Origin of the sequence: Clostridium sp. AF27-2AA (assembly GCF_003478505.1) — a bacterium.
Taxonomy (GTDB): domain Bacteria; phylum Bacillota; class Clostridia; order Lachnospirales; family Lachnospiraceae; genus Brotaphodocola.
The window spans coordinates 20413-44593 of record NZ_QUFI01000001.1 but is presented as its reverse complement, the minus strand read 5'-3'; the positions used below and the strand labels follow the sequence as shown (position 1 = coordinate 44593).

Here is a 24181-nt window from a genome sequence, read left to right as displayed (position 1 = left end):
TCTCTTTCTTTGGTTTTGTTCATAAAGATTCCATGGCAATCGTGTTTTTATTATTAGTAAAACTAATATTTCAACGTCATTGAATCTATTGGACTTATTAATTGCATATTGTAGCAAAAATCTGTCCGCTTGTCAAATACTATTGAAAGGAAAAAGAGGAACGGCTCCAACAGAACCATTCCTCTTTAAAATATTACTTATTTTTGCGTCTTACATCATTCCGCCCATGCCGGCACCTGCTGGCATTGCCGGAGTCTCTTCTTTGATGTTCGCTACTACGGACTCGGTGGTCAGAAGGGTGGATGCTACGCTGGTCGCGTTCTGCAGTGCGCTTCTGGTTACCTTAGCCGGGTCAAGGATACCAGCCTTGATCATGTCTACATACTCTTCTTTGTACGCATCAAAGCCATAGCCTACCGGAGACTCTTTTACCTTGTTGATGATAACAGAGCCTTCCAGACCTGCGTTTGCGGAGATGTGGAACAGCGGAGCCTCCAGAGCTTTCAGAATGATCTTGCCGCCGGTCTTCTCATCGCCCTCAAGAGCGTCTACTACAGACTTGATCTCCTGAGTTACATGTACATATGCGGAACCGCCTCCTGCAATGATACCTTCCTCTACTGCTGCTCTTGCTGCAGACAGAGCATCCTCCATACGGAGTTTTGCTTCTTTCATCTCAGTCTCGGTTGCAGCGCCGACACGGATAACAGCTACACCACCTGCCAGCTTTGCAAGACGCTCCTGCAGTTTTTCTTTATCGAACTCAGAAGTGGTCTCTGCGATCTGAGCACGGATCTGCGCAACTCTTGCTGCAATCTCATCCTTGTTGCCGCAGCCGTCAACGATGATGGTGTTCTCCTTCTGTACTTTAACGGATTTCGCACGGCCAAGCTGCTCCATAGTGGTATCCTTCAGTTCCAGGCCAAGCTCCTCGGAAATTACGGTACCGCCGGTCAGGATAGCCAGATCCTTTAACATTTCTTTTCTTCTATCGCCGTAGCCAGGTGCCTTAACACCAACAACGGTGAAGGTTCCTCTTAACTTGTTAACGATCAGGGTGGTCAGAGCCTCGCCCTCGATATCCTCTGCTACGATCAGCAGCTTGGAACCGGACTGTACAATCTGCTCCAGAACCGGAAGGATCTCCTGGATATTGGAAATCTTCTTATCGGTAATGAGGATGTACGGATCATCCAGATTTGCTTCCATCTTATCCATATCGGTGCACATGTAAGCGGATACATAGCCACGGTCGAACTGCATACCTTCTACCAGGTCAAGCTCAGTCTTCATGGTCTTGGACTCCTCGATGGTGATAACGCCGTCTTTGGAAACCTTCTCCATAGCGTCTGCTACCATCTCGCCGACCTCATCGTCTGCTGCGGAAATGGATGCGACACGCGCGATGCTCTCACGGCCGGAAATCGGCTGGCTCATCTTTGCGATAGCCTCAACAGCAGCCTCAGTTGCCTTCTTCATACCCTTTCTTAATACGATCGGGTTAGCGCCTGCTGCCAGGTTCTTCATGCCTTCGTTGATCATAGCCTGTGCCAGAACCGTTGCGGTGGTGGTACCATCACCAGCTACATCGTTGGTCTTGGTTGCTACTTCTTTTACCAGCTGTGCGCCCATGTTCTCAAACGGATCCTCCAGCTCGATCTCTTTCGCGATGGTCACACCATCGTTGGTGATGAGCGGAGCTCCGAAGGACTTATCAAGAACAACGTTTCTTCCTTTCGGTCCAAGGGTTACACGAACAGTGTCTGCTAACTGATTTACGCCTGCTTCCAGGGCTTTTCTGGCTTCTACGCCATATTTAATCTGCTTTGCCATGATTCAAATTCCTCCAGTTTCTATGATATATACGATGTATTACTCGATTACTGCCAGAATGTCATTCTGTTTTACGACTACATATTTCTCGTCCTCAACCTCTACTTCGGTTCCGGAGTACTTGGAGTAGATAACCTTATCACCCGGTTTTACCTGCATGGTGATCTCTTTGCCGTCAACTACACCGCCAGGACCTACTGCTACTACCTCTGCCTGCTGCGGTTTCTCTTTTGCCTGGCCCGGAAGCACGATACCAGATTTGGTAGTCTCCTCTGCTACAAGCTGTTTTAATACAACCCGATCAAATAACGGTACTAATTTCATGGATAACTCCTCCTTACATCGAATCTTTTTTCTTTCATGGGGCCTCTGAATTATCCCCTTTCTGATGTACATTACCATTTATAGCACGAGTTGTTAGCACTGTCAAGTGTTGAGTGCTAATTTTATCTAATTTTTATAACTTCCCACTTTCTTTTTTACTCTCTTCGTATTAGAATTACTTTTATAAAGAATATTCGTAACGGCTTGAAAATGAACCTGCAACGCATATTCAAAGAAAGGAGTACAGGGGTATGGCAAAAAAAGCTTTTGGAAAACTGGCAGCCCTCTTAACCATCGCAGGTGCTGCTGCAGCCGGCATTTCTTACCTGACGAAATACCGGTCTTTTAATAAGGAGCTGGATGAAGACTTCCACGATTTTGAAGATGAGGACGACACCGAGGTGCCGGACAGCACCATGAGCCGCAACTATGTTTCCCTTCATGCAGATAAGGACGAGTTCCTGGTAGCTGCAGGCGACATGATGAACGCCGCAAAGGATGCAGCCAGCGCTGCGAAGAATATGGTAAAGGATGCCGCTGCCATTGTGGCAGACAACACCCGCGAGGCAGTCAGTGTCGCAAAAGACAGTGCCCAGAAAGCCACCGTTGTCGCGGAAGATACTGTAGAAAAAGCAGAGAGCGCTGTAGAGGACGCTGTGATCAAAACAGAGGACGCCATCGAAAACGCAGCAGAAACCGTATCTGACGCTATGGAAGAGACCGCCGAAAAGCTGGCGGACGCTTCCACTACCACCGTCAGTGAAGATACGGAAGCGTAAACAATAACTTATCAAGGAAAAGAAGCAGAGCACAGAGTTTTCGCAAACTCCGGGTTCTGCTTCTTTTCCTTTTATGCGCCCCAGCATTCCATAAGAAGGCGTATTCCTTCCACAATCTGTTCTTCACTCAGGCTTGCATATCCCAGCACCACCGTAGCCGGACGGTGATTGTGCTGTGGATGTATGAAGTAACTGCTCAGACCATACACCTTCACACCAGCTTCTTCCGCTTTCTGAATCAGCTGCTCCTCTGACTCTCCTTGTCTGGAAGTCAGCAAAATGTGAATACCTGCGTGTTCCCCACGGATTTCAAACCGTTCCCGCAAAGGCTCGATCTGTTCCAGTAAAAGATCATGTTTCGTCTTGTAAACCGCACGCATCCGGTTTAAATGCCGCTCAAAATACCCGCCCGCCAGAAACTGATACAGAATATTCTGATCAATGCGGGATACGGTGGAGGCATAGAAGGAAGTCTGGCTGCGGTAGCGCAGCAATAAATGTGTGGGCAGAACCAGATAACTGACACGAATGGCCGGCGCAATGCACTTGGAAAACGTTCCAAGATAAATGACCCGTCCGCTCCGGTCCATGCCCTGCAGGGCCGGAATTGGTTTTCCGCGATACCGGAATTCACTGTCGTAATCGTCTTCTATAATGTAACGGTCCGGCGCTTCCACGGCCCACTTTAACAATTCCTGGCGCCGTCCCACAGGCATGACAACTCCCGTTGGGAACTGGTGGGAAGGCATCACATAAGCCACATTCGCCCCACTCCGGGTCAGAAGCTCCGGCTCCATGCCATTTGCGTCCATCTCCACCGGACAAACCTCATAGTCCAGACTCCGGAAGACCCGGTATGCCTGCTTGTAGGTAGGATTCTCCATGGCTATGACATGCTTCCCTTCTAAAATCTGGGACAGCAGCATCAGCAGATACTCACTTCCTGCTCCCACAATGATCTGCTCCGGACTGCAGTTTACCCCACGGGCCGAATGCAGGTAGCTGCGGATTGCTTCCCGAAGTCCGGGTTCCCCCTGATGATTTCCGGAATGAAACATTTCTTTATTATCATCGACAAGGGTGTTACGGCTCAGCTTCCGCCACACATGATACGGAAAGCTGTCCAGATCAATACCACGCGGAGAGAAATCCACACGCCACCCCGCATCCGGCTCCGCGGTTGTCTCCATCTCCTCGGCACCGGACGGCCCGGTCTCCACTAACTCATCCAGATGACTGACAAAATAACCGCGGCACGGCCGGGATTCCATATATCCCTCGGCCAGCAGCTGGTCATAGGCCATCTGCGTTGTGCTGCGGCTAACTTTCAAATGCTCCGCCAGTACCCGCGTGGAGGGAAGACGGTCACCCGCTTTTAAGGCACCGCTTCGGATCTCCGCGCAGATATGGGAGTATATCTGTTCATACAGTGGTTTTTTCGACCGGGAATCAAGCGGAATCAAAAGTTCCATCAGCTCATCCCCTAATCTGATCGTTATTTCTGAATCTTAAAGGAGCTCTTTAAGGAAACGATCCGGTTAAATACCGGCTCGCCCGGCTTGCTGTCCTTGCAGTCCGCGCAGAAGAAACCGTTGCGCACAAACTGGAAGCTGTCGTAAGCCTCAGCCTCTGCAAGAGCAGGCTCTACATAGCAGTTCTTTAAGATGGTAAGGGAATTCGGGTTTAAGTTGAGGCTTCCGTCCTCGTTTAACTTGCCCTTCTCCTCGTCTACAATGTTCTCATACAGGCGGACCTCAACCTGCTTTGCGGTCTCGGCCGCAACCCAGTGGATGGTGCCCTTTACCTTGCGCTCACAGAAACCGGAACCGCTCTTGGTAGCCGGGTCGTAGGTAGCGTGTACTACGGTCACATTGCCGTTCTCGTCCTTTTCAAAACCGGTGCAGGTTACAAAGTAAGCGCTCATAAGACGAACCTCGTTGCCCGGGAACAGACGGAAGTATTTGCGCGGCGGCTCCTCCATGAAATCCTCGCGCTCAATGTAAAGCTCTCTGCCAAACGGAACCATACGGGATCCAAGCTCTGGATTCTCCAGGTTGTTCGGAACCTCCAGCAGCTCGGTCTGGCCTTCCGGATAGTTGTCGATGACCAGCTTCACCGGATCCAGGATTGCCATCATGCGGGCTTTCTTTAACTTTAAGTCCTCACGGATGCAGTACTCCAGCATCGCATAGTCAACAGAACTGTTTGCCTTGGATACGCCAACCAGATCTACAAACTTGCGAATAGCCTCCGGGGTATAGCCACGTCTGCGCAGCGCAGCAATGGAAACCAGACGCGGATCATCCCAGCCGTCTACGATGCCGTCTTCTACCAGCTTCTTGATGTAACGCTTACCGGTGATGACGTTGGTCAGGTACAGCTTTGCAAACTCAATCTGGCGCGGCGGATTCTCAAACTCACACTCGCGTACCACCCAGTCGTACAGCGGACGGTGATCCTCAAACTCCAGGGTACAGATGGAATGGGTAATATGCTCAATCGCGTCCTCGATCGGATGCGCGAAGTCATACATCGGATAAATGCACCATGCGTCACCGGTGTTGTGATGAGTCATGCGTGCCACACGGTAGATAACCGGGTCTCTCATGTTGATGTTCGGGGAAGCCATGTCAATCTTGGCACGAAGCACCTTCTCACCATCCTGATACTTGCCCTCTTTCATCTCCTCGAAGAGCTTTAAGTTCTCCTCGATGCTGCGGTTGCGGTACGGGCTTTCCTTGCCCGGTGTGGTGAAATCACCGCGATATTCCCGGATCTGATCCGCAGTCAGGTCACAAACGAAAGCTTTTCCCTTCTTTATAAGAAGAACCGCGCACTCGTACATCTGCTGGAAGTAGTTGGAAGCAAAGAACAGTCTGTCCTCAAAATCTGCACCCAGCCACTTTACATCGGCCATAATAGACTCAACGAACTCCGTCTTCTCTTTCGTCGGGTTGGTATCATCAAATCTTAAGTTGAACTTGCCGCCGTATTTCTGGGCAAGACCGTAGTTTAATAAAATGGACTTAGCATGTCCGATATGCAGGTAACCGTTCGGCTCCGGCGGGAAACGGGTCTGAACGTGATCGTAAACACCCTCAGCCAGATCTTTATCGATCTCCTGCTCAATAAAGTTCTTGGAAACAACTTCTTTCTCTTCCGCTGTCTCTAAAACTTCTTTTTCTTTTTCCATCGTGAAGTCCTCCATACTGTTTGCGGCTGCCTTCTGCACGCCGCATGATAATAACTTATGATAACACATTTCCTTTAAATGGGAAAGGGGGTAAATGGCTTCCAAATTTTTTTAAACTTTTTTTAAAAATAGTGTTGACATTTGTAGAACCCCATGCTATATTATACGAGGTTCGCTGCTGTGGCTCAGTCGGTAGAGCGTCGCATTGGTAGTGCGGAGGTCACGGGTCCGATTCCCGTCAGCAGCTTTCATAAAGCCGAAGATCTTTGAAGTCAAAGATTTTCGGCTTTTTTGTTTCTAAAAAAGGCTCTTATGCTGATTTTTATAAAATCTTTTTGCATAAGAGCCTTTTTCTCTTCCCTATTCCAGAATCTCATCCATCGTGAGAATCTCCATATCTGATTTTCCCTTCAGCTTAATACTGGTTCCCAGTGATGTTACACGGATGCGTCCTTCCAGGCAGTCTGCTACCTCGCGGGATATGAAAATCGTGCGGGCCGGGGCATTGGCCTCCAGACGTGCCGAGGTATTGACCGTATCTCCGATGGCCGTGTAATCCATGCGCTGCGGAGAACCGATATTTCCGACCACCGCGTCTCCTACATGCACGCCAATGCCGAAGGATACGGTTCTTCCGTATTTTTCCATGAGAACTTTGGAGAGTTCATCGGAGCCCTGGCGCATATCTTCTGCTGCCCGGACGGCTTTCATCACATAATCCTCCTGCGGGAGCGGCGCTCCCCAGAAGGCCATAGCCGCGTCACCAATGAATTTATCCAGCGTACCGCCATTTCGCATGATGCAGTCCGCGATCAGGGTCAGATACTGGTTTAAGATTTCCACCACCTCGGAAGGTGACAGTTTCTCGGACATGGTAGTAAATCCGCGGATATCCACGAACAGCACTGCAATGTTCACCACTCTTCCGCCTACCATCAGCGCTTCCGGATTTCCACTGTCCAGAATCTCCTGCACGATCTGCGGTGCCACATACTTTTTAAAGGTACTGGTCACCCGGCGTTTTTCCAGTGCCGCGGTAATATAATTGAAGGCAATGCCTGCCACATAAACGATGGTTGTTCCCAGTGGTATCCAGAGCAGCCGCAGAACCAGGCCATGCCCGTAGGCCAGTCTGGCAAGAAGCATCCAGCCTCCGCCTACCACCAGCCAGCCAAGAGTAGCCGGAACCATTTTCCGCTTCCACATCCACAGGCCAAATGCTCCTGTAACCAGGAACAGTGCCAGATACTGCCAGCTGTCTGCTGCTTCCTTTTTATAATTTTCCTGCAGCAATGTTTCGATGACATTGGCCTGATATTCCACGCCATACATGGGCTGCGCATGGTCGATCGCAGTCGGATAGCTGTCCTGAAGACCAGCCGCATAGGGTCCGATCAGCACAATGCGGTCCGCGAAATAATCTGCCGGAACAGCTCCGGACAGGATATCTGACACCGAGATGGATTCACTGTAATCTCCGGGAAGTCCAGTAAAGGGCAGATACCAGAAGCCACGGGCATCTGTGGGAGGCTCCATCAGATAACGTTTCACCATATCCAGATCTGCCGTCTGCTCTTCTGTTCCACTCTGGTATGCCAGATACTTTGCCGCCGTTACTGCCGCCAGGGAAGGCACCTCGGTATTGTCAGGCGGCGTCACCGACCAGAGACTGTGACGCAGAATTCCGTCTGCATCCAGCATGGCATTGATATGTCCCTGCGCGGTTCCTTCCTTCAGTTCCGGGTACGGCTCATCAAAGGCTGTCACCGCAAAATCATTCCAGGAGGTCTTTCCATTTTCCTGGATGTGAAATTCTGATCCAAACTCTGCCGCGCAGGCTGTCACGACATTGCGGTACTTTCCCGCCGCATCTGCCAGCCAGGCATCCTTTTCCGGATCGGTTTCTCCCGCATACAGTACATCAACCGCGATCACTGCCGGATGACAGTCCTCAGACTCATTCAGTGCCTCGATCACCATGGCCATGGTGTCGCGTCCCCAGTTCTGGAACGGGCCAATATCCTCCAGTGCCTTCTGGTCAATCCCGACCAGTACAATATTTCCTTCAGAAGCCGATGGTTTCTGATACCAGGCATCTGCCGCCGTCTGGTCCGCACGGTTTAACACACCAGACACAGCGGCTGCGGTCAGCAAAGCCGCCGCAGCCACCGCGCACAGAACCTGTTTTCGTTCTGCTTTTCTTATTTTCATTTGTATCTACCAATCCTGTTTTTGATCATCTGTATTCCCGATCATACTCTGAGTCCCCAGATCCGCTTACCTTGGGTAAGTCAGAACCGCTCTGGAAAAGTTATCGCAGACATAAAGCCGGTCTCCCTTTACCATAAGTCCCACCGGTGCTACCGGGCTCGGATCCATGGCATTCTGGTCACACACCGCGATCGTGGAGACCACACCATTCTGGATCTTTCTCACTGCATTGTTTCCGGTATCCGATACATAAATGATGCCGTCATCCGCCACTGTGACACCCTGCGGATTATGAAACTGCGCCTGCTCCGCACTGCCATCTGCCAGTGCTTCACCCCCGCTTCCGGCAACGACTGTCACAGAACCATTCTCCGCCCGGAGAATACGGTTTGCGCCGGACTCGCAGATATACAGGCTTCCGTTCTTCCAGCAAAGACCGGTCGGCTCATTTAAATTTTCCAGATACGTCGTAATGGTTCCGATATTGGTCAGTTTACGGATGCGGTTGTTTCCGGTGTCTGCAATATACAGGTTTCCTGCCTCATCCGTTGCAAGACCAGTCGGACGATTGAAGGTTGCCTCGATTCCATAACCGTTCATGGAGCCCTTGGCACGCTGGCCGGTTGCCGTCTGAACCTTGTTTTTATCGTGAGCGATGAAACGCACCACATTGTTGGCAGCATCGGATACGGCATAGCCATCCAGGAATGGTGCTACCGCCCACGGTTCCTTGAAATAGCTGTCATTCAAGGCACTGTCGTTATAGCCGCCGATGGGCTGACCGTAAAGGTCCCCCACCGTTGCCACACCACCGTACACGGTACTGGTGCGGCCCTCCACACGCCAGACCACCTTATTGTAGGTGTCTGTCACCAGGAAGGAGCCATCCGGCATGGAAGTGATCCCGGACGGTGCGCAGAGGGTGTCCATGGCACTCTCCGCTGCCGCACAGGGAAGGGCCATGGACAGCGCCAGCATAGCTGCTGCCGCAAAGGTTAAGATTCGTTTCTGTAATTTCATGACTCTTCCTCCTCTCTCTGGTCCGGTACATTGGAAGGCTCTGTGTGGAGCAGATTCGCCTTTTCTTTCTCCGATTCCGGTTCTTCTTCCGGGCCTGAATCCCGATCACCATTCTGATTTTCTTCCTGTTCCGGATTGTTTGCGTCTGTGTTCTCGTCTTTCTTCGGATCTGGGTCTTCTTCCGACGTGACAGTATCTTCCGGTAAAGTAGATGGAATAGCCGGGGTTACTGATTTTACAGGGATGTTCCGGGGCTCATCGTCATCTTCATCATCATCTGAATCCTGGTAGGGTTCATCTTCGTCAACAATCTCATCATTGCTCCAAGTCGCATTGTTTGGAGTTGCCTTCAGATTCTCCTCATCCTCTTCTTCCTCATAACCAAAGTCTTCATCTATGATGTCCGCATCATTCTTAGTGGCAAGAAGAGAGGAATCTACGATTTCATCAACAACAGGACGAAGAGGAATATCCAACTGCTGAGGTAGAGGGGTTACATTGGGAGGAAGAGGAGTCATATTTTCATCTGGAAGCAAATAGTACCACCCATCCTTTTCTTGGAAATTACTATTTGCTCCTCCTTCAAAGTATTCTCCAAATCCATGTTCGTATTTCTGGCGTATCACCGTTCCTTCACCCTTAATGTTAGTTGCATTCTCTGGATATATGTTTAAAAAGTTTGAATTGTAGATTGCTTCCCTTATAGAAATAGCGCCACATGTGGAACTGTTTGAACTCAAATAATTTGTTTTCTCATAATTAATTTCGCAGTTCCCATTAAAATTTTTTATCTCTATAACTGAGTTCTTTGTTGATTCCAGCTCGCAATTGTTTAATGTCAAATTAAATCCGTCTTCCGCAGATATTAAATTGGCATTTTTACTGAACTCAATCCCCTCCATTGTTAAGTTTGCGCCCTTTAACAGCTTCGCTAACACTCCACTTTCATCGTCTTGCTTTACAGGAAGCGAAAAATGAGTCTTTTCTGCCTTTATAAATGCAGAATCACTCGGTATCACTTGAAATGCATAATTTTTCTCGTTAACATTGCCAGCACTCGTTGAAAAAGCAATGGTAGAATTTTTTAGTTCGACATTTCCACCCAACCGTATAGGTCGCAGATTGCTGGCTCTTACTCCAGACATTTTTAATGTACCATTTTCTTCAACATTAAATTGACCATAATCAATTTCACAGCTACTTCCATTATTGGTTGTATACTGCATAGTAAGTGAAGCGCCATCTGGAATATTGATAGTCTTATCTTGCTGCTTAACTGCTAATGTAACCTTCGTTCCATTTAATTCGACTGTTTTTTCTCCATGAACTGTAATCTCTTTTGTGTTTTCCGGCCACGCATAATTACTACTCATTAGTGTCAAAATCTCCGGAACCTGTTCTTCCGTTTCCAAGTACTCTTCCAAACTCAGCCCAGCTCCAGCAAGAGAAAACATATTACCCTCGGATTTACTATATACATTTCCATCGCAAAAAATCGGCTCAGCATCCGGTTCACTTTTCAACCATACTTGTGACTTTTCCAAATGATCTATAAACCGCCCTGGACGTTTTGATATAATCTTTGTATTCACATAATCAACATATGCGACACTTTCCCCTTCCATTTCTATTGAAACCTCTGAAGTTCCAGCTTCAACCTGTCCACTGGATAATTGTATTTCTGCTGTATTGCTTTGTTTAATTCCGTTTAAGACATAACCTCCATTCAATTGATATTGACCATTCGTCATTTCAACTTGTGAAATCTTTCCAGCCGAGTGTACAACTATTGAAGCACCAGACATGCTAAGTTTACCACCTTCACCACCTTGCATTTCAAGTACTCCGCCAGTAAGGGTAATATCTCCTACTTTTCCATCTTTTAATACAATTTCCCCCGCATCTTCTTCAACATTACCTACAGTACCGCCATTCATGTTAAAAATTCCTACATTCTTTACTGCGTTGCTGTTTTCTATAATATTGCCATTTATTAGCTCGCCACTATTTGAAAATGTCCCCTTTATAATCAGCCGCCCGGTACTATTATCCAATGTACCATCATTGTTTAAATCTCCGCCAATCTGCAGCGTATTCGCACTGGTATTATTCACAGTACCCGCGTTAGTCAGGTTTCCTTCCATCTCCATGTGACCGTTTACCTGTAACGTCTGTCCATTCTGTACATCAGCAGAAATGCCATTTCCTGCTGTCAGAGATTTTCCTGACGGCACGGTCAGTCCGGAATCTACTGTCAAAACATTATCGGATGCATTGCTTCCCGGCTGCAAAATGACGCTGACATTTTTATTGTTCAGATAATCATGGACTGTATCATCGGTTACCGGCATAGTCAGGGTGGTCGGGTCAGCTATACTTTCTTCCGGCGTTGTTGCAGAACCACCAGATGCCCCCCCGTCGGACCCGGAATCGTCTTTGCTTGTATTATTCGAAAATACCGGATCTACATCCACTTTATGGGCCAGGCCGGCAAGCTGCTTCTTGATTTCTTCCAGCTTTCTTGCCACCTCTTCCTGATCCTGCTTCAGACGTTCTTCGGCCTTTGCGATCGTGGAAACCAGATCAAATCCGGCACCTGTGCCGCCACCGTCACTGCCTCCTGCTCCGGAGCCGCCACCACGAATGCGATCCTGAAGCTGCGGATCCTTTTTCAGTTCTACAGCTACAAAGCCATCAATTTCCTCTTCGCCATACTGTCTTACAATGATATCGCATTTGTCGCCTTCTTTGTTTTTATCATAGATCCAGAATTCTGCCCGCTGGCCGCCGCGCAGGGTGATGGATTTTCGCTGGTCGCTGACCGGATCGGTCACGCTGGCCTCCACACTTCCATCCAGCATGTACAGGATGGTGTGATACTGGTCAATAACCTTTACCCAGCCGGATGTTCCGCGAATGCCGACTACCATGGATGAGGTGCGGATGTTCAGCACTTCATCATCCTGCAAGTGCTCTGTCACATTGAAAAACAGGTTGCCCGAATTCAGAAGAAGCTCCGACTGTTTTCCCTTCTTGCGGACCTCCAGATTGCTGACCGCGTCCATCTTAAACAGCTTGGTGCTGTCGGCCTCAAACCAGGCGTAGCTCTTCTGCTCCGTGCTGACCTGATAGCCGTTGAACAGCTTCATATCCTGCATGGCTGTCATTTCTTTTCCGTTCTGATTCTGCACCGTCACCGTCCCCTCGGTCTGATACAGGCGAAACGATGCTGCAACGGCTTCTTCCGCAAATGCCGGCACTGCCATATTGCAGACGCATAGGGCCGTAATGAGTACAGATGCCAGGATCCGCCGTGCTTTGTTTACAAGGCTTTTATCCATTCCTTTTCCCCCCATGTACGCAGAAAACTCATAGTCGGCAAAGGATTGTCAACTACAAGTTTTCTTATTTTTTGCGTCCGGCATCATCCGCCTTCCGCTCCTGCATTTATTTTACTACATAATAACGGCAAATTCAAATTACAGTTTCTTTTTTTGCGTAACGCCATTTTATATTTCCCATTGAATTTTACGGTTTTTATGCTTCCGGAGAGGATTTTTTCTGATTTTGCACCTTTTCCCAGCACCGGCTCTCCACAAAAAGCCGGGTCAGCTCTGGATCAAGCTTTCCTTCCTTATTGGCCATGCTATCCAGAATATTCAGTGCTTTCTCCACCGGCATTCCCGGTTTATACGGCCTGTCATCTGCCACCAGGGCATCAAATATATCCAGAATGGTGATAATACGCACCTCCATGGGGATCTGGTCTGCCGTCAGATGCTTCGGGTAACCGCTTCCGTTCAGGAGTTCATGATGACTGGCTGCCCATTCACGCACATGGGACAGTTCTTTGGAAAACCGGATTTCAGAAAGCAGTTTATCCGTAATTACTACATGGCTTTCCATAACGGCCCGTTCTTCTTCTGACAAGGTTCCCCTGCGGATCATGAGCATCTGGAACTCTTCTTCCTCCAGCCATGGCTTCTCGCTGCCATCTTCTTCCATATAGGTCTTTTCATGAATCCGGCAGACTTCTTCCCGAAGATCATCCGGACAAAAGCCTGCTGTATTGGCGCGAAGAATGGTTTCCTGAGCTTTCTGCAGCTCCTCCTCGCGTTCCTGCATGGTTTCCACAGAAATTTCTCCCTTCAGGCTAGCAATCTGGATCAGCAGGCGGATTTTCTCAAAACGGTGCAGGATTGCGGTTTTCTGCTCTGGCAGAAGCCGCGCATCCTTGTTCATAACCTCCAGCGGGATGACCAGCTTTCCAATATCATGCAGCCATACGCTCATCAGAAGTTCGTGTTTATGGGCTGTGTTGAACAACAGCGGCTGCCCGGCCTCCTTTGCCTTTCCATTGAGATAATCAATAAAATGACGTCCGTATTCCACCATGTGGCGTGTATGGCTGGCATTGTAAGGGGTTCTTTCATCAACCGCGGAGGACATGACACGTACGAAGGACTCGAACAGTTCCTTGATATTCTCAATATAAAGAACATTCTGAATGGTAATGGCTGCCTGGGAGGCTACGGATTCCACCGCCGGGATGATATCGGCCGGAAATGCGCAGACATCCCCCGCTGCATCCATAGCGTTGATGAGCTGGATCACGCCTAGGCGCTCTCCCTGCCGGTTGTGCATGGGAACTACCAGCATGGACTGGGTGTGATATCCGGTCATGGCATCATAACGGACCGGACCGGAGAAATCGTACTCCGTGGAAGTCCGCACATTTTCAATGCAGACCGTCCTGTTTTCCAGATAACTCATGGCACAGACATTTTCCCTGCTCAGCTTAACCGGAGGAAGATTTGGTTCCTTTCCATCTCCTCCCTCATAGGTGTGCATGGTATTGTTGCGCATGATTTTGAAGCGCAGCACATCCCCGTCTGCCAGATAAAGCGTTCCGGCATCAGCATGGGGCAGTTCCATGATCCGGTTTAAGATCATCTCCAGCAGTCGGTTATAATCCTTTTCCGAAGAAATGGCTGTGCCGATCTCCAGAATACTTTGCATTTCCTTTTGTGTCATAGGTAGCTCCTCCCGATTTTCAGTTCAGGCTTTCTCCAAACCGTATTTTCGTCTTTCTATTATCTGCCGTCATTGTCCATGTACTTTGAGAGCCATGCCTTCCCGCGCAAACAGACAGGCTGGGTCCTGCGCCAGTGACATTTTCTCCTGCTCTCGCAGAAACGCGTCCTGATAGCTCCGTTCATAATGCATGAAAAGTGCCTGCTGCGCTCCGCTCGCCTGACGCAGCTTCCGACACCGTTCGATGGAACCGTGTCCCCATCCCTGCCTGAACATAAGCTCCTCCTCCGTATAACAGGCATCACAGATCAGCAGGCCACAGGCTCCGGCAAACTCTTTCAGCTTCGGAAGCATCGCATCGGTCAGCTCGCAGTCAAGCCCGTACACGACGCTGGCTGGCTCAGACTCCTGCGTTGCCTCCTCCAGCCGGTATAAGATGCTTCCGCCCGGATGTACGCCGCGTAGTGTCTGCACCCGGATCTGATCCTCAAGCAAAAATACATCTCCCGGCTGAATTTCATGAAACCGGACCAGAGCCGGAAGCTGATCTAACGGAAGCGGCCAGTAAGGCGGTCCAAACATCTGGCAGAGGCATTCCTTCAGACCTTTCTCTCCAAAACGTTCCCCATAAATATGGACTTCCATCTGCGGATCAAAAAGGAAGGAACAGCCATACAGCCCCATCAGATGATCCATATGGAAATGACTGAGCAGAAGATCCAGACGTCCGCGCTTTCCATCCATCTGCCGCTTAAAGCTCCGGTCAAAATTTCCGATCCCGGTTCCTGCATCCAGGATCACCGTTTTGTCTTTTGTATGGACTGTCACGCAGGAGGTATTTCCCCCATATTCCTGATATTCCGGACCACATTCCGGCCCGGACCCGCGAACTCCCCAGACTCTCACCTGAAGTCCCATATCCATTCTCCCTTCTGCCTTCCATACCGGCTTTCCATCCATATTCTTTCATTATAATCCATGATCCGTCCCAATGGAAGCCCGAAAACTTTATATTTTCCGGCACCGTGGGGCCTGCCGTTTCATACAGTACAGTAAAAAGCAATGAGGCGCAATATGGCTGAAAATGATACACATTACAACGGAACTTCTGATATAAGTGACAACGATGCAGCGGCTCCGCTTCCGGAGCTAGAAGAGGAAAAGGCAGTCTATCCAGACGATGCGGCAAATATCCCTGTGGCTCCGCTGCCGGATCCCGGTGAGGGCGGACCGGTCTATCCGGGAAACAGCACCACCGGAGCCATCGGCGGAAACTGGGACTGGGGCAGCAACGGCAATAACCACTGGGGACATCCTGGAAACAGCTGGGGCAACAGCTTCCTGCCTCTTACTCCCACTAACCCCGCAATTTCCCCGCGTTATTACGGCCAGGTGCGGTTCTTAAATGCCTCCACCAACAACTTTGCCGTCAACATCACCATTGATGGTACTGCGTATGCCATCAATTCCCGCTTCGGCACCATCTCGAACTATGACTGGATCTCGGATGGTTTCCATACGGTTATCGTTCGCCGTGCCTCCGGCATGCGTTCCGTGCTTCTTCGGCAGAACTTTCCGTTTACCGCTGGCAAAAAGGTAACTATGGTTCTGGTAGATTCTGCCTCCGGCGGTCTGGAAATGGTCCAGATTTCTGACACTGGCTGTAATACCCGTGCCTACAATACCGGCTGCTACCGCTTTGCCAACATGACCTACAGTGGCTCCCGGTATGATCTGCTGCTTTACGGCGGCGAAACCATATTCCGGAACGTGGCCTTCCAGACCGTCACCCCATACAAGCAGGCTATGGCCGGTACCTACCAGTTCTACGTAACAAGTTCAGGCAATTACTCCCTCCTGCGCGAGATTCCGATCATCGTGATTGGTCTGAACAGCTCCGGCACCATTACCGGAAACAATCAGGCAGAAGCACTGCTCTCCGCACAGATTGAAATTGCAGCCGGCCAGAATTATACCTCTTATCTGATCGGGAACACCTGGTCCGATACCGGTCTGCGGCTGCTGACCGTAGAGGATTCCTGATTTTTGAATAATTACATTTATTCGTTGCAAAAAATGTGACTATTTACATTTATTCGTTGCATTTTTTGTCTGTATTCTGATATACCGGAAATTGCCATACGGATGAGAATCAAAGGGGCACCGCCCGGCCAGTAACTGACCGGGCGGTGCCCTCTGATTCTCTATTTCTTTTTACAGTCTTGCCAGCTTCTTCTCCATCAGCTCTCCATTGCTGCTGTAGATGATGGCATTTTCCTTACTGATCTTTCCTTCCCGGAACAACTTAATGATGCTGTTGTCCATGGTGATCATGCCTTCCTCCTGGGAGGTGGCAATGATGTTGTCGATCTGGTGGATCTTGGACTCACGGATCAGGTTGCGGATCGCGTTGTTGAAAAACATGACCTCGAATGCCGGGGCCACACCGCCCTCCACCTTCGGAATCAGCTGCTGGGAAACCACGGCCTGCATGACCATGGAAAGCTGTGCCCGCACCTGTTCCTGCTGTGCCGGCGGGAAGCTGTCGATGATACGGTCAATGGTATTGGCGGCACCCACCGTATGCAGGGTGGAGATGACCAGATGTCCGGTCTCTGCTGCCGTCAGTGCTGTCTTGATGGTTTCCTCATCACGCATCTCACCAACTAAAATGACATCCGGTGCCTGACGCAGTGCCGCGCGCAGGCCTGTCACATAACTCTCGGTATCCAGCCCGATTTCTCGCTGGGTAACAACACTCTGATTGTGCCGGTGCAGGTACTCGATCGGATCCTCCAGCGTGATCACATGCGCGTTGCGTGTCTTATTGATCTGGTCAATGATACAGGCCAGCGTGGTACTTTTACCGCTTCCCGCAGGTCCCGTTACCAGAACAAAGCCCTTCGTCATACGGGAAATATCGATCACCACCTGAGGGATGTTCAGATTGCGGAAATCCGGCAGGTCGAATGTGATCACACGGATAATAGCTGCCAGTGAACCTCTCTGGCGGAATACATTGACACGGAAACGGGAAACGCCCGGAAGTGCCATTGCAAAGTCGTCATCACCGCATTCCACGACATGATCCATGCTGCGGTTATTTGCCAGTGCGTAGATTTCACACACCATCTCTTCAATTTCTTTCGGAAATATCTTTTCGTCACTCTGATAAATAATCTTTCCGCCCACCTTCCAGGAAAGCGGCATGCCTGGGATCAGGAATATATCTGCCGCGCCCTGTTCTACTGCATTGCGCAGTACATCTTCTGTAAACATAGGCACTCCCTCCTGCTTTAATTGCCACTCCATACCGGAATGGACTGATCGATCTCATAGTCTTCCTGGTGATATACCTTCCAGGAAAGCACCTGATACGTTTTCTGTTCCCAGTCCAGCGCCAGCTCTACCCGGAGCGCCTGACCTGCATTCATGGGCACATCGGTACAATAGGTACCGGAAGCACTCTGCAGATATGGCATAAGACTGTCTTTGTCGCCCTTCAAGAGCGCCTGGTCTGCCAGCTGCAAAAATGCCTCTCCCGCCGCATCCGCGCGGTAGTATTCCTGCACCGAATCTGCGCTTCTGCGGGAAAGTGCATCCTCCCGCTTTGCGTTGCCAAGGGACAATACACTGAATGTCACCAGGCAAAGCACAATAAAGATCAGGATCAGACTGGAGCTTCCGATATTCGCTTTTCTTCTGATTTCCTGTTTTGCCATCTGTCTCATCCTCCGGATGTTTCCTGTGATCCTCCGCCTGCTGTCTGGCCCGGTTCCTGTTTTTTCTCATTTGACAGGATCCGTCCGCCGGGCTATGGTCTCACATATTTCGCTGTTTCCAGCACAAACAGTTCTTCTCCGCGTTCTCCGGCTTCCCGGATCACGATCTGAAGATTTTGCATGCCGGTATCCTGCACGGACTCTGTCAGGACACCCGTATAGACCGCCGCAGCAGGGTCTTCTGTCTCTTCCCAGTCTGCATTCCAGTAGCGGTCCTGTTTTCCATCCGCGCACTCATCTGAAAGCTTCCAGAGCTCTGCCTCCGACTGTGCCGCACTGACAGCATGGTCACGCTCCCAGGCAAGACGGCTCATCCGGTCTGATTTCGCAAATGCAAGAATGCAGGTAGATGCGCAGAGCATAAAGAAAAATACGACTACCATCATTTCCATCAGGAAAATGCCGGAGCCGGAACCACTTCGTCTGTTCATTGCCCTGTCACCGTCCTTCCACTGCGCAGCGACAGCGTCAGGCTTCCGCCCCCTGTCCCAAGCGTTGTCACATGAAGTAGCTGGCCTTCCTGCGTGATCGTAAGGCCATCGCACTCGAGGATCTCAAGTCCGTCCGCCAGTCCAAGCCCGTTGTCTTCATAGGTAAATAGTTCCCGGATACTGCCTTCATAATAGTAGATCCAGGTAATGTAATCACCGCCCTCTATGCTTTCACGGATTTCAAGAACCGGCTGTCCGTCTTCCGTCCTTACAGCCACTGCCTTATCCGCATCCCCCTGGCGTACTTTGTTGGCCACATACTGGAGTGCCACACTGCCTGTGTAGGTCTGATCCATGCGGCTGCTGATATTTTCGTATACCTTGCTGCCTGCAAGCACCGTAAACAGCGCACACATAATGAAGACCAGAAACAGCAGCATGGTAAAAAGCACACTCATGGTCTGCCCGTCATTCCGATTACGGCTGCCATTCACTGTCTTCACCTCCTTTAGCAGGGATCACGGTGATATCCGGCATGATATTGGAAGCAAAACCGCTGTAGAACACGTTGTAGCGCTCCCGGTCGATCTGGATTCCATAATGCTCCTCCAGATATTCCACGCTCGGCGGATAACGTCCTTCAATCGTGTAACACTGTACAGAAGCCTGACGGATCGCCTTGATCAGGGTATCAGAGCCCTCCGATTTTGCCCGGCCCAGAAAGGAAAATACGCCATTCACAAACAGGCCCATGACCGCGCCGAAGACAATCACAGAGGCAAAACATCCGGCCAGGAACCGCTTATCCCATTTCTTTTTCATGTTAATCCCTCCGTCAGTCTCAGCCTACCCCTGCCAGGATTCCTGCCAGCGGAAGCATAACGGAAAGAAGGATCAGCCCGACTGCCACTGCCAGAACTGCCACCAGGGTAGGTTCCAGTCTTGCCACCATAGCGTCAATGGAAGCATCTGCCTGCTGTTCATAGTCATCTGAAATTTCCTGCAGCACTTCGTCCATCTTACCGCTTCGCACACCAACCTTGATGAGCTGGATATGAAAACTGCTGAACAGTCCGGATTCCTTCATAGCCTCATAATAGCCCTCGCCCAGCTGCAGCTTTTCGCTGCAGACATCGATTTTCTCCGCCACCGTGCCATTGTCTACCAGCTCTCTTGCCAGCTCCATACCTTTATCCAGCTCCATACCGCTGCGAATGGTCAGTGCAAGCACTGCGGTGAAACGGCGGCCGGCAGCTGCCAGTGCTGTCTTGCTGTTTCGTTTCAGCCGCTCCATAAGCTTGTGGGCAATCGTCAGTTCTTTTCCCACGCCAGCCGCGATTGCCGCGATCAGGACTGCCACTGCCAGAAGCGCAAACACCACCAGGGCCGCGCCGCTTAAGATTCCGCCAAGTCTGGAGGCCGCCTGGGAAAGCGGGGACATCTGTACGCCAAGCTGTGCGTATACCTGCTCAAACACCGGCATTACGCGGGTGAACAGAACAAACAGTACAATCAGAAGCATACCGACCATCATCACCGGATAGGTAATGGCATTGCGGATATTTTTCATCATGTAATATTCTTTTTCATAATAGTCTGCCAGGGACTCCATCATCTGGTCCAGGGTACCACTCTGCTGTCCCAGCTTTGCCATGCGCACTACATAGGGCGGAAATGCGCCGGTTCGCTCCAGGGATTCAAAGAACGGATCCCCCAGCTCCACATCCTCTCCCATTGTATGAAGAAGCTTCTTTTCCTCTTCCGTCGGGGCATCCTCTGCCATCAGATAGAGCCCCTCATCTAACGGAACCGCGGCCTTCAGCAGAATGGATATCTGAAGACAGAATGCCGACAGTTCCCGTCCGGAATAAACTTTTGCTGCCATTGTTCACTCCCCCTCTGTGTAGCTTAATAGGTATATTTTGCCTGATAGTTTGCTCCGTTTCCAATGTACTGCTTGATAGACTCACTCTGCCCGCCGGAGGAAGCAAAGGTCGGGTCCATCAGCGACCAGTCATGTCCGTCGAAGTAAATGAAGTTATCAATCCAGCCTACATTATCGATGTAGACATTCACCCACGCGTGATACAGCCCGCCGCTGTAGCCGATAACCAGCTTGGTCGGTATATCCTGAGAACGCAGCATTGCCGTCATCAGAGCTGCATAATCAAAGCAAATACCGGTTCTCTGAGCCAGCACCTGGTCTACGTTTGGAAGGTAACCGCTCTGTACCGAAGTGGCCTTGGCCGTGTCGTAGGTAATGTTCTTGATCACATAATTGTATACATTGGTAACCACGCCGATCGCGTCTGCCGCAGATGCCGCCAGCTCCGCGCCCTTATTTACCGCAGCGCTTCCGCTTGAAAAGTTTACATACTGGTTCGGAGTTAAGAACGGCGCGAATTTATCCGCCAGACTGACCGATATATCCTGACTCATGACCTGGGCATACTGGTTTCCTCTGACATTCTCAAAAATCTTGATGCTGTAGGTTCCGTTTCCCTCAGTGAACGGAAATACCTCGTAGGCATCGCGGGCATTCAGGTCATAGGTATACGTGGTGGACTTGGCAATCTGGATCTTGATGCGGCTCTGTCCGCCGGTGTACTTGATCATGACATAACCATTGGAGGTATTGGAGGCATCAATCGTGGCACGGCCATTGCCATATGTCACACTGCCGCTTGCCACCGGGGTACGCACATCGCTGCCGGCCGGCTTCTGATAAAGCGGAACTGCCTCGTCCTCAATGACAGCCAGTGTCTCTGCCGCATCCTCCGCTCCCAGAGTTTCTGCTGCCTCCGAAGCGGAAGTCTCCTGCGCCTCCGCAGAATGCTCTGTTCCTGCCGGTATACTGTTTCCTGCGCACCCGTAAAGCACTGCCGCCGTCAGAAGCACAGCCGTGCCGGTTCCGATGCTTTTTTTCTTCATCATAAACACCTTCCTTTCCGGACTCCGGTTCTCAGCTCAGGCGCTGTCTCACGATCTCGTAAGCCAGCACACCGGCTGCCACCGAAGCATTTAAGGAGTCGATATCACCCTTCATCGGAATGGACGCGATCATGTCGCATTTTTCCCGGATCAGCTTGCCGACTCCGTTTCCTTCGTTTCCAATGACCAGACCAATCGGTCCCTTCAGATTCAGGCGGTACATCACCTCGCCGCCCATATCCGCGCAGACAAACCAGAGGCCGCGTTTCTTTAAGTCTTCAATCGTCTGAGCCAGGTTTGTGACCTTGGCCACAGGTGTGTAATTCAAGGCACCTGCAGAGGTCTTTGCTACTGTAGCGGTCAGGCCTGCTGCCCGGTGCTTCGGAATGATGACACCATGTGCGCCTGCCAGGTTCGCCGTACGGATGATCGCCCCAAGGTTGTGCGGATCCTCAATGCCATCCAGCAGGAAGATGAACGGCGGTTCGCCCTTCTCCTCTGCTGCCTTTAAGATATCCTCCACCTCAGCGTACTCATAAGCTGCCGCATGAGCAATGACGCCCTGGTGCTTTCCAGTCTCGGACATCTGATCCAGACGTTCTCTCGGCACAAAGCTGATGATAGTGTCTGATTTTCTTGCTTCGCGGACAATGCTCTGGATGGGGCCATCCTTGCAGCCGTCCTGCACGAACAGCTTGTCGATGGTCTTTCCGGAACGGAATGCCTCCAGTACGGCATTTCTTCCTTCTATAGTCAGTTCTTCGTATCTCATGAAAGTTCTCCAATCTTTTCCAGTCCGTCCCGGATCAGTTCCAGAAGACGGTCATGCTGTGCCTGCAGGTACAGATAACCCACAAGGGCCTCAAAACCGGTCGCCATGCGGTAATCCATCATGGTGGCATGCTTGGCTGTGGTAGCAGATTTGGCATTGCGGCCCCGCTTGTATATAGCCAGCTCTTCCTCCGTCAGATCATCCTGAATGGCCTTGATGATGTTGGCCTGGGTCTCTGCCTTGACCAGGCTGGCACTCTTTTTATGCATCTTGTTGACCTGCATGCTGCCATGGTTGATGACCTTCGTGCGGATCAGCAGTTCGTAAACCGCGTCTCCGATGTAGGCAAGTACTAACGGCGAGTAGGTCCGCGGATCCACCGCTTCCAGCTTCAGCGCCTTTGCGATGGCCTCCTCGATTTTTATGCTCTCTTCCATTTTACACCCTCTCTGGTATCTTCCAGCACGATGCCCATATCCAGAAGTTTCTGGCGGATCTCGTCGGCCAGGGCAAAATTCTTTTCTTTTCTCGCCCGCTGTCTTGCAGCGATCAGCTCCTCAACCTCGCTGTCAAGCACCTCCGCCTTGCGCTCGGTGATGATACCAAGAACATCGGAAAGTTTTTCGATGGTTCCTGCAAGCAGTTCTGCGTATGCTCTGGTGCTCTCCTCATTTGCTGTGCTGTTGGCCAGCTTTACCAGCTCAAAGATTGCAGAAACAGCATCTGCGGTATTGAAGTCATCGTCCATAGCTGTCTCGAATTTTGCGACCAGCTCGTCCACGTTCTTCTTATTCTCCTGCTCTGCCTCAGTCAGCGCGTCGCCGGACACCTTGTTAAGAAGGTCTTTTAAGCGTTCTGCACAGGTGATGATGCGCTCCAGTCCGTTTTTGGAAGCCTCCATAAGCTCTGCGCTGAAGTTGATCGGGCTGCGGTAATGTGCACTCAGCATGAAGAAGCGCAGCACCTGCAGATCATATTTCTCACCGATTTCACGGACGGTAAAGAAATTTCCGAGGGATTTGGACATCTTCTTGTTGTCGATATTTAAGAAGCCGTTGTGCATCCAGTAATTTGCGAAGGTCTTGTCGTTGGCTGCCTCAGACTGGGCGATCTCATTCTCGTGATGCGGGAAGATCAGGTCCTCACCGCCTGCATGGATATCGATCTGCTCGCCTAAGTATTTCTTGGACATGACGGAGCACTCAATGTGCCAGCCCGGACGGCCCTGGCACCACGGAGACTCCCAGTACGGCTCGCCATCCTTTTTCGGCTTCCAGAGGACGAAATCGGACGGATCCTCCTTGTTCTCCTCGCCGGTTACTTTGAGCTCACGGAAGCCAGACATCATCTCATCCAGGTTTTTATGGGACAGCTTTCCGTAGCCCTTGAAGGACTTGGTGCGGAAGTAAACGGTACCGTCTGCTGCCACGTAAGCATGGCCCTTGTCGATAAGGGTCTGGATCATCTCCAGCATACCCTGAATCTCCTGGGTTGCCTGTGGATGGGTGGTAGCCGGTTTCACGTTCATGTCGGCCATGTCCTTCTTGCACTCGGCAATGTAGCGTTTGGAAATGGTCTCTGCGTCTACGCCTTCCTCGATGGCCTTCTTGATGATCTTGTCATCTACGTCGGTGAAATTGGAAACGTAGTTGACATCGTAGCCTTTGTATTCAAAGTAGCGGCGCACGGTATCGAAAATGATCATCGGGCGCGCGTTTCCGATATGGATGAAGTTGTACACAGTCGGGCCGCATACATACATCTTTACCTTTCCCGGCTCTAACGGCACAAACTCTTCTTTTCTTCTGGTCAATGTATTAAAAATCTTCATGTTATTCCTCCTTGTATTCCCACGTTCAGGGCTGTTTTCT

At 50.5% G+C, this 24181-nt stretch carries 21 protein-coding genes and 1 tRNA gene; 3 read left to right on the top strand and 19 right to left on the bottom strand.

Features of this window, described 5'->3' with window-relative positions; translation table 11 throughout:
- Nucleotides 1-210: 210 nt before the first annotated feature.
- Together groL and DWY84_RS00205 are read right to left on the bottom strand one after the other, a co-directional pair.
- Nucleotides 211-1833: a chaperonin GroEL gene (groL, locus tag DWY84_RS00210; protein ID WP_118529830.1), complete on the bottom strand. Its 1623-nt coding sequence runs from the start codon at nucleotides 1831-1833 to the stop codon at nucleotides 211-213.
- 39 nt (nucleotides 1834-1872) lie between these two features.
- Complete coding sequence (locus tag DWY84_RS00205) at nucleotides 1873-2157, bottom strand: co-chaperone GroES (RefSeq protein WP_118529828.1); 285 nt, start codon at nucleotides 2155-2157, stop codon at nucleotides 1873-1875.
- A gap of 251 nt (nucleotides 2158-2408) precedes the next feature.
- Between DWY84_RS00205 and DWY84_RS00200 the strand changes: the two genes are divergently transcribed.
- Complete coding sequence (locus DWY84_RS00200; RefSeq protein ID WP_118529826.1) at nucleotides 2409-2936, top strand: hypothetical protein; 528 nt, start codon at nucleotides 2409-2411, stop codon at nucleotides 2934-2936.
- 71 nt (nucleotides 2937-3007) lie between these two features.
- Here the strand turns inward: DWY84_RS00200 and DWY84_RS00195 are convergent, their stop codons facing one another.
- On the bottom strand, nucleotides 3008-4408 hold the full coding sequence (locus tag DWY84_RS00195; protein ID WP_118529824.1) for a PLP-dependent aminotransferase family protein: 1401 nt from the start codon (nucleotides 4406-4408) through the stop codon (nucleotides 3008-3010).
- Nucleotides 4409-4431: 23 nt separating this feature from the next.
- Nucleotides 4432-6129, bottom strand: coding sequence for a glutamine--tRNA ligase/YqeY domain fusion protein (locus DWY84_RS00190; protein ID WP_118529822.1), 1698 nt, complete (start codon nucleotides 6127-6129; stop codon nucleotides 4432-4434).
- 174 nt (nucleotides 6130-6303) lie between these two features.
- Between DWY84_RS00190 and DWY84_RS00185 the strand changes: the two genes are divergently transcribed.
- Nucleotides 6304-6376, top strand: a tRNA-Thr gene (locus tag DWY84_RS00185).
- Nucleotides 6377-6489: 113 nt separating this feature from the next.
- Here DWY84_RS00185 and DWY84_RS00180 read toward each other — a convergent pair.
- The 5 genes from DWY84_RS00180 to DWY84_RS00160 all read right to left on the bottom strand — a co-directional run bounded on the left by DWY84_RS00180 (nucleotide 6490) and on the right by DWY84_RS00160 (nucleotide 15312).
- Complete coding sequence (locus tag DWY84_RS00180) at nucleotides 6490-8340, bottom strand: adenylate/guanylate cyclase domain-containing protein (protein ID WP_118529820.1); 1851 nt, start codon at nucleotides 8338-8340, stop codon at nucleotides 6490-6492.
- 66 nt (nucleotides 8341-8406) lie between these two features.
- On the bottom strand, nucleotides 8407-9360 hold the full coding sequence (locus tag DWY84_RS00175; protein WP_118529818.1) for a hypothetical protein: 954 nt from the start codon (nucleotides 9358-9360) through the stop codon (nucleotides 8407-8409).
- Complete coding sequence (locus DWY84_RS00170) at nucleotides 9357-12701, bottom strand: FecR domain-containing protein (RefSeq protein WP_178716429.1); 3345 nt, start codon at nucleotides 12699-12701, stop codon at nucleotides 9357-9359. The genes DWY84_RS00175 and DWY84_RS00170 overlap by 4 nt, the downstream gene beginning before the upstream one ends.
- A 196-nt stretch (nucleotides 12702-12897) precedes the next feature.
- Nucleotides 12898-14394, bottom strand: a complete 1497-nt coding sequence (locus DWY84_RS00165) for an HD domain-containing phosphohydrolase (protein ID WP_118529814.1) — start codon at nucleotides 14392-14394, stop codon at nucleotides 12898-12900.
- A 69-nt stretch (nucleotides 14395-14463) separates the two neighbouring features.
- A complete protein-coding gene (locus DWY84_RS00160; RefSeq protein ID WP_178716428.1) occupies nucleotides 14464-15312 on the bottom strand; it encodes an MBL fold metallo-hydrolase in 849 nt (282 codons plus the stop codon).
- Nucleotides 15313-15468: 156 nt separating this feature from the next.
- Here DWY84_RS00160 and DWY84_RS00155 point away from each other — a divergent pair, with 156 nt between their 5' ends.
- Nucleotides 15469-16437 carry a DUF4397 domain-containing protein gene (locus DWY84_RS00155; protein WP_178716427.1) on the top strand — a complete coding sequence of 323 codons (969 nt, stop codon included), beginning with the start codon at nucleotides 15469-15471 and terminating at the stop codon, nucleotides 16435-16437.
- A 171-nt stretch (nucleotides 16438-16608) separates the two neighbouring features.
- On the opposite strand, the gene DWY84_RS00150 is transcribed toward DWY84_RS00155, so the two are convergent.
- The 10 genes from DWY84_RS00150 to cysS form a co-directional block, all read right to left on the bottom strand.
- A complete protein-coding gene (locus tag DWY84_RS00150; protein ID WP_118529808.1) occupies nucleotides 16609-17673 on the bottom strand; it encodes a PilT/PilU family type 4a pilus ATPase in 1065 nt (354 codons plus the stop codon).
- 17 nt (nucleotides 17674-17690) lie between these two features.
- Nucleotides 17691-18116, bottom strand: a complete 426-nt coding sequence (locus tag DWY84_RS00145; RefSeq protein ID WP_178716426.1) for a hypothetical protein — start codon at nucleotides 18114-18116, stop codon at nucleotides 17691-17693.
- Nucleotides 18117-18208: 92 nt separating this feature from the next.
- Nucleotides 18209-18607 carry a hypothetical protein gene (locus DWY84_RS00140; RefSeq protein ID WP_118529806.1) on the bottom strand — a complete coding sequence of 133 codons (399 nt, stop codon included), beginning with the start codon at nucleotides 18605-18607 and terminating at the stop codon, nucleotides 18209-18211.
- Nucleotides 18604-19101 carry a DUF4860 domain-containing protein gene (locus DWY84_RS00135; protein WP_347560732.1) on the bottom strand — a complete coding sequence of 166 codons (498 nt, stop codon included), beginning with the start codon at nucleotides 19099-19101 and terminating at the stop codon, nucleotides 18604-18606. Before DWY84_RS00135 ends, DWY84_RS00140 begins: the two co-directional genes overlap by 4 nt.
- Nucleotides 19085-19429: a hypothetical protein gene (locus DWY84_RS00130; RefSeq protein ID WP_118529804.1), complete on the bottom strand. Its 345-nt coding sequence runs from the start codon at nucleotides 19427-19429 to the stop codon at nucleotides 19085-19087. Before DWY84_RS00130 ends, DWY84_RS00135 begins: the two co-directional genes overlap by 17 nt.
- 19 nt (nucleotides 19430-19448) lie before the next feature.
- On the bottom strand, nucleotides 19449-20492 hold the full coding sequence (locus DWY84_RS00125; protein WP_118529802.1) for a type II secretion system F family protein: 1044 nt from the start codon (nucleotides 20490-20492) through the stop codon (nucleotides 19449-19451).
- A gap of 23 nt (nucleotides 20493-20515) precedes the next feature.
- Nucleotides 20516-21541, bottom strand: a complete 1026-nt coding sequence (locus tag DWY84_RS00120; protein WP_347560731.1) for a transglutaminase-like domain-containing protein — start codon at nucleotides 21539-21541, stop codon at nucleotides 20516-20518.
- Between the two features lie 28 nt (nucleotides 21542-21569).
- The gene (rlmB, locus tag DWY84_RS00115; protein WP_118529800.1) at nucleotides 21570-22310 is read right to left on the bottom strand and encodes a 23S rRNA (guanosine(2251)-2'-O)-methyltransferase RlmB; all 741 of its coding nucleotides are present in this window, start codon (nucleotides 22308-22310) and stop codon (nucleotides 21570-21572) included.
- A complete protein-coding gene (locus DWY84_RS00110) occupies nucleotides 22307-22747 on the bottom strand; it encodes a ribonuclease III domain-containing protein (protein WP_118529798.1) in 441 nt (146 codons plus the stop codon). The genes rlmB and DWY84_RS00110 overlap by 4 nt, the downstream gene beginning before the upstream one ends.
- Nucleotides 22732-24141: a cysteine--tRNA ligase gene (cysS, locus tag DWY84_RS00105; RefSeq protein WP_118529796.1), complete on the bottom strand. Its 1410-nt coding sequence runs from the start codon at nucleotides 24139-24141 to the stop codon at nucleotides 22732-22734. Before cysS ends, DWY84_RS00110 begins: the two co-directional genes overlap by 16 nt.
- Between the last annotated feature and the right edge of the window lie 40 nt (nucleotides 24142-24181).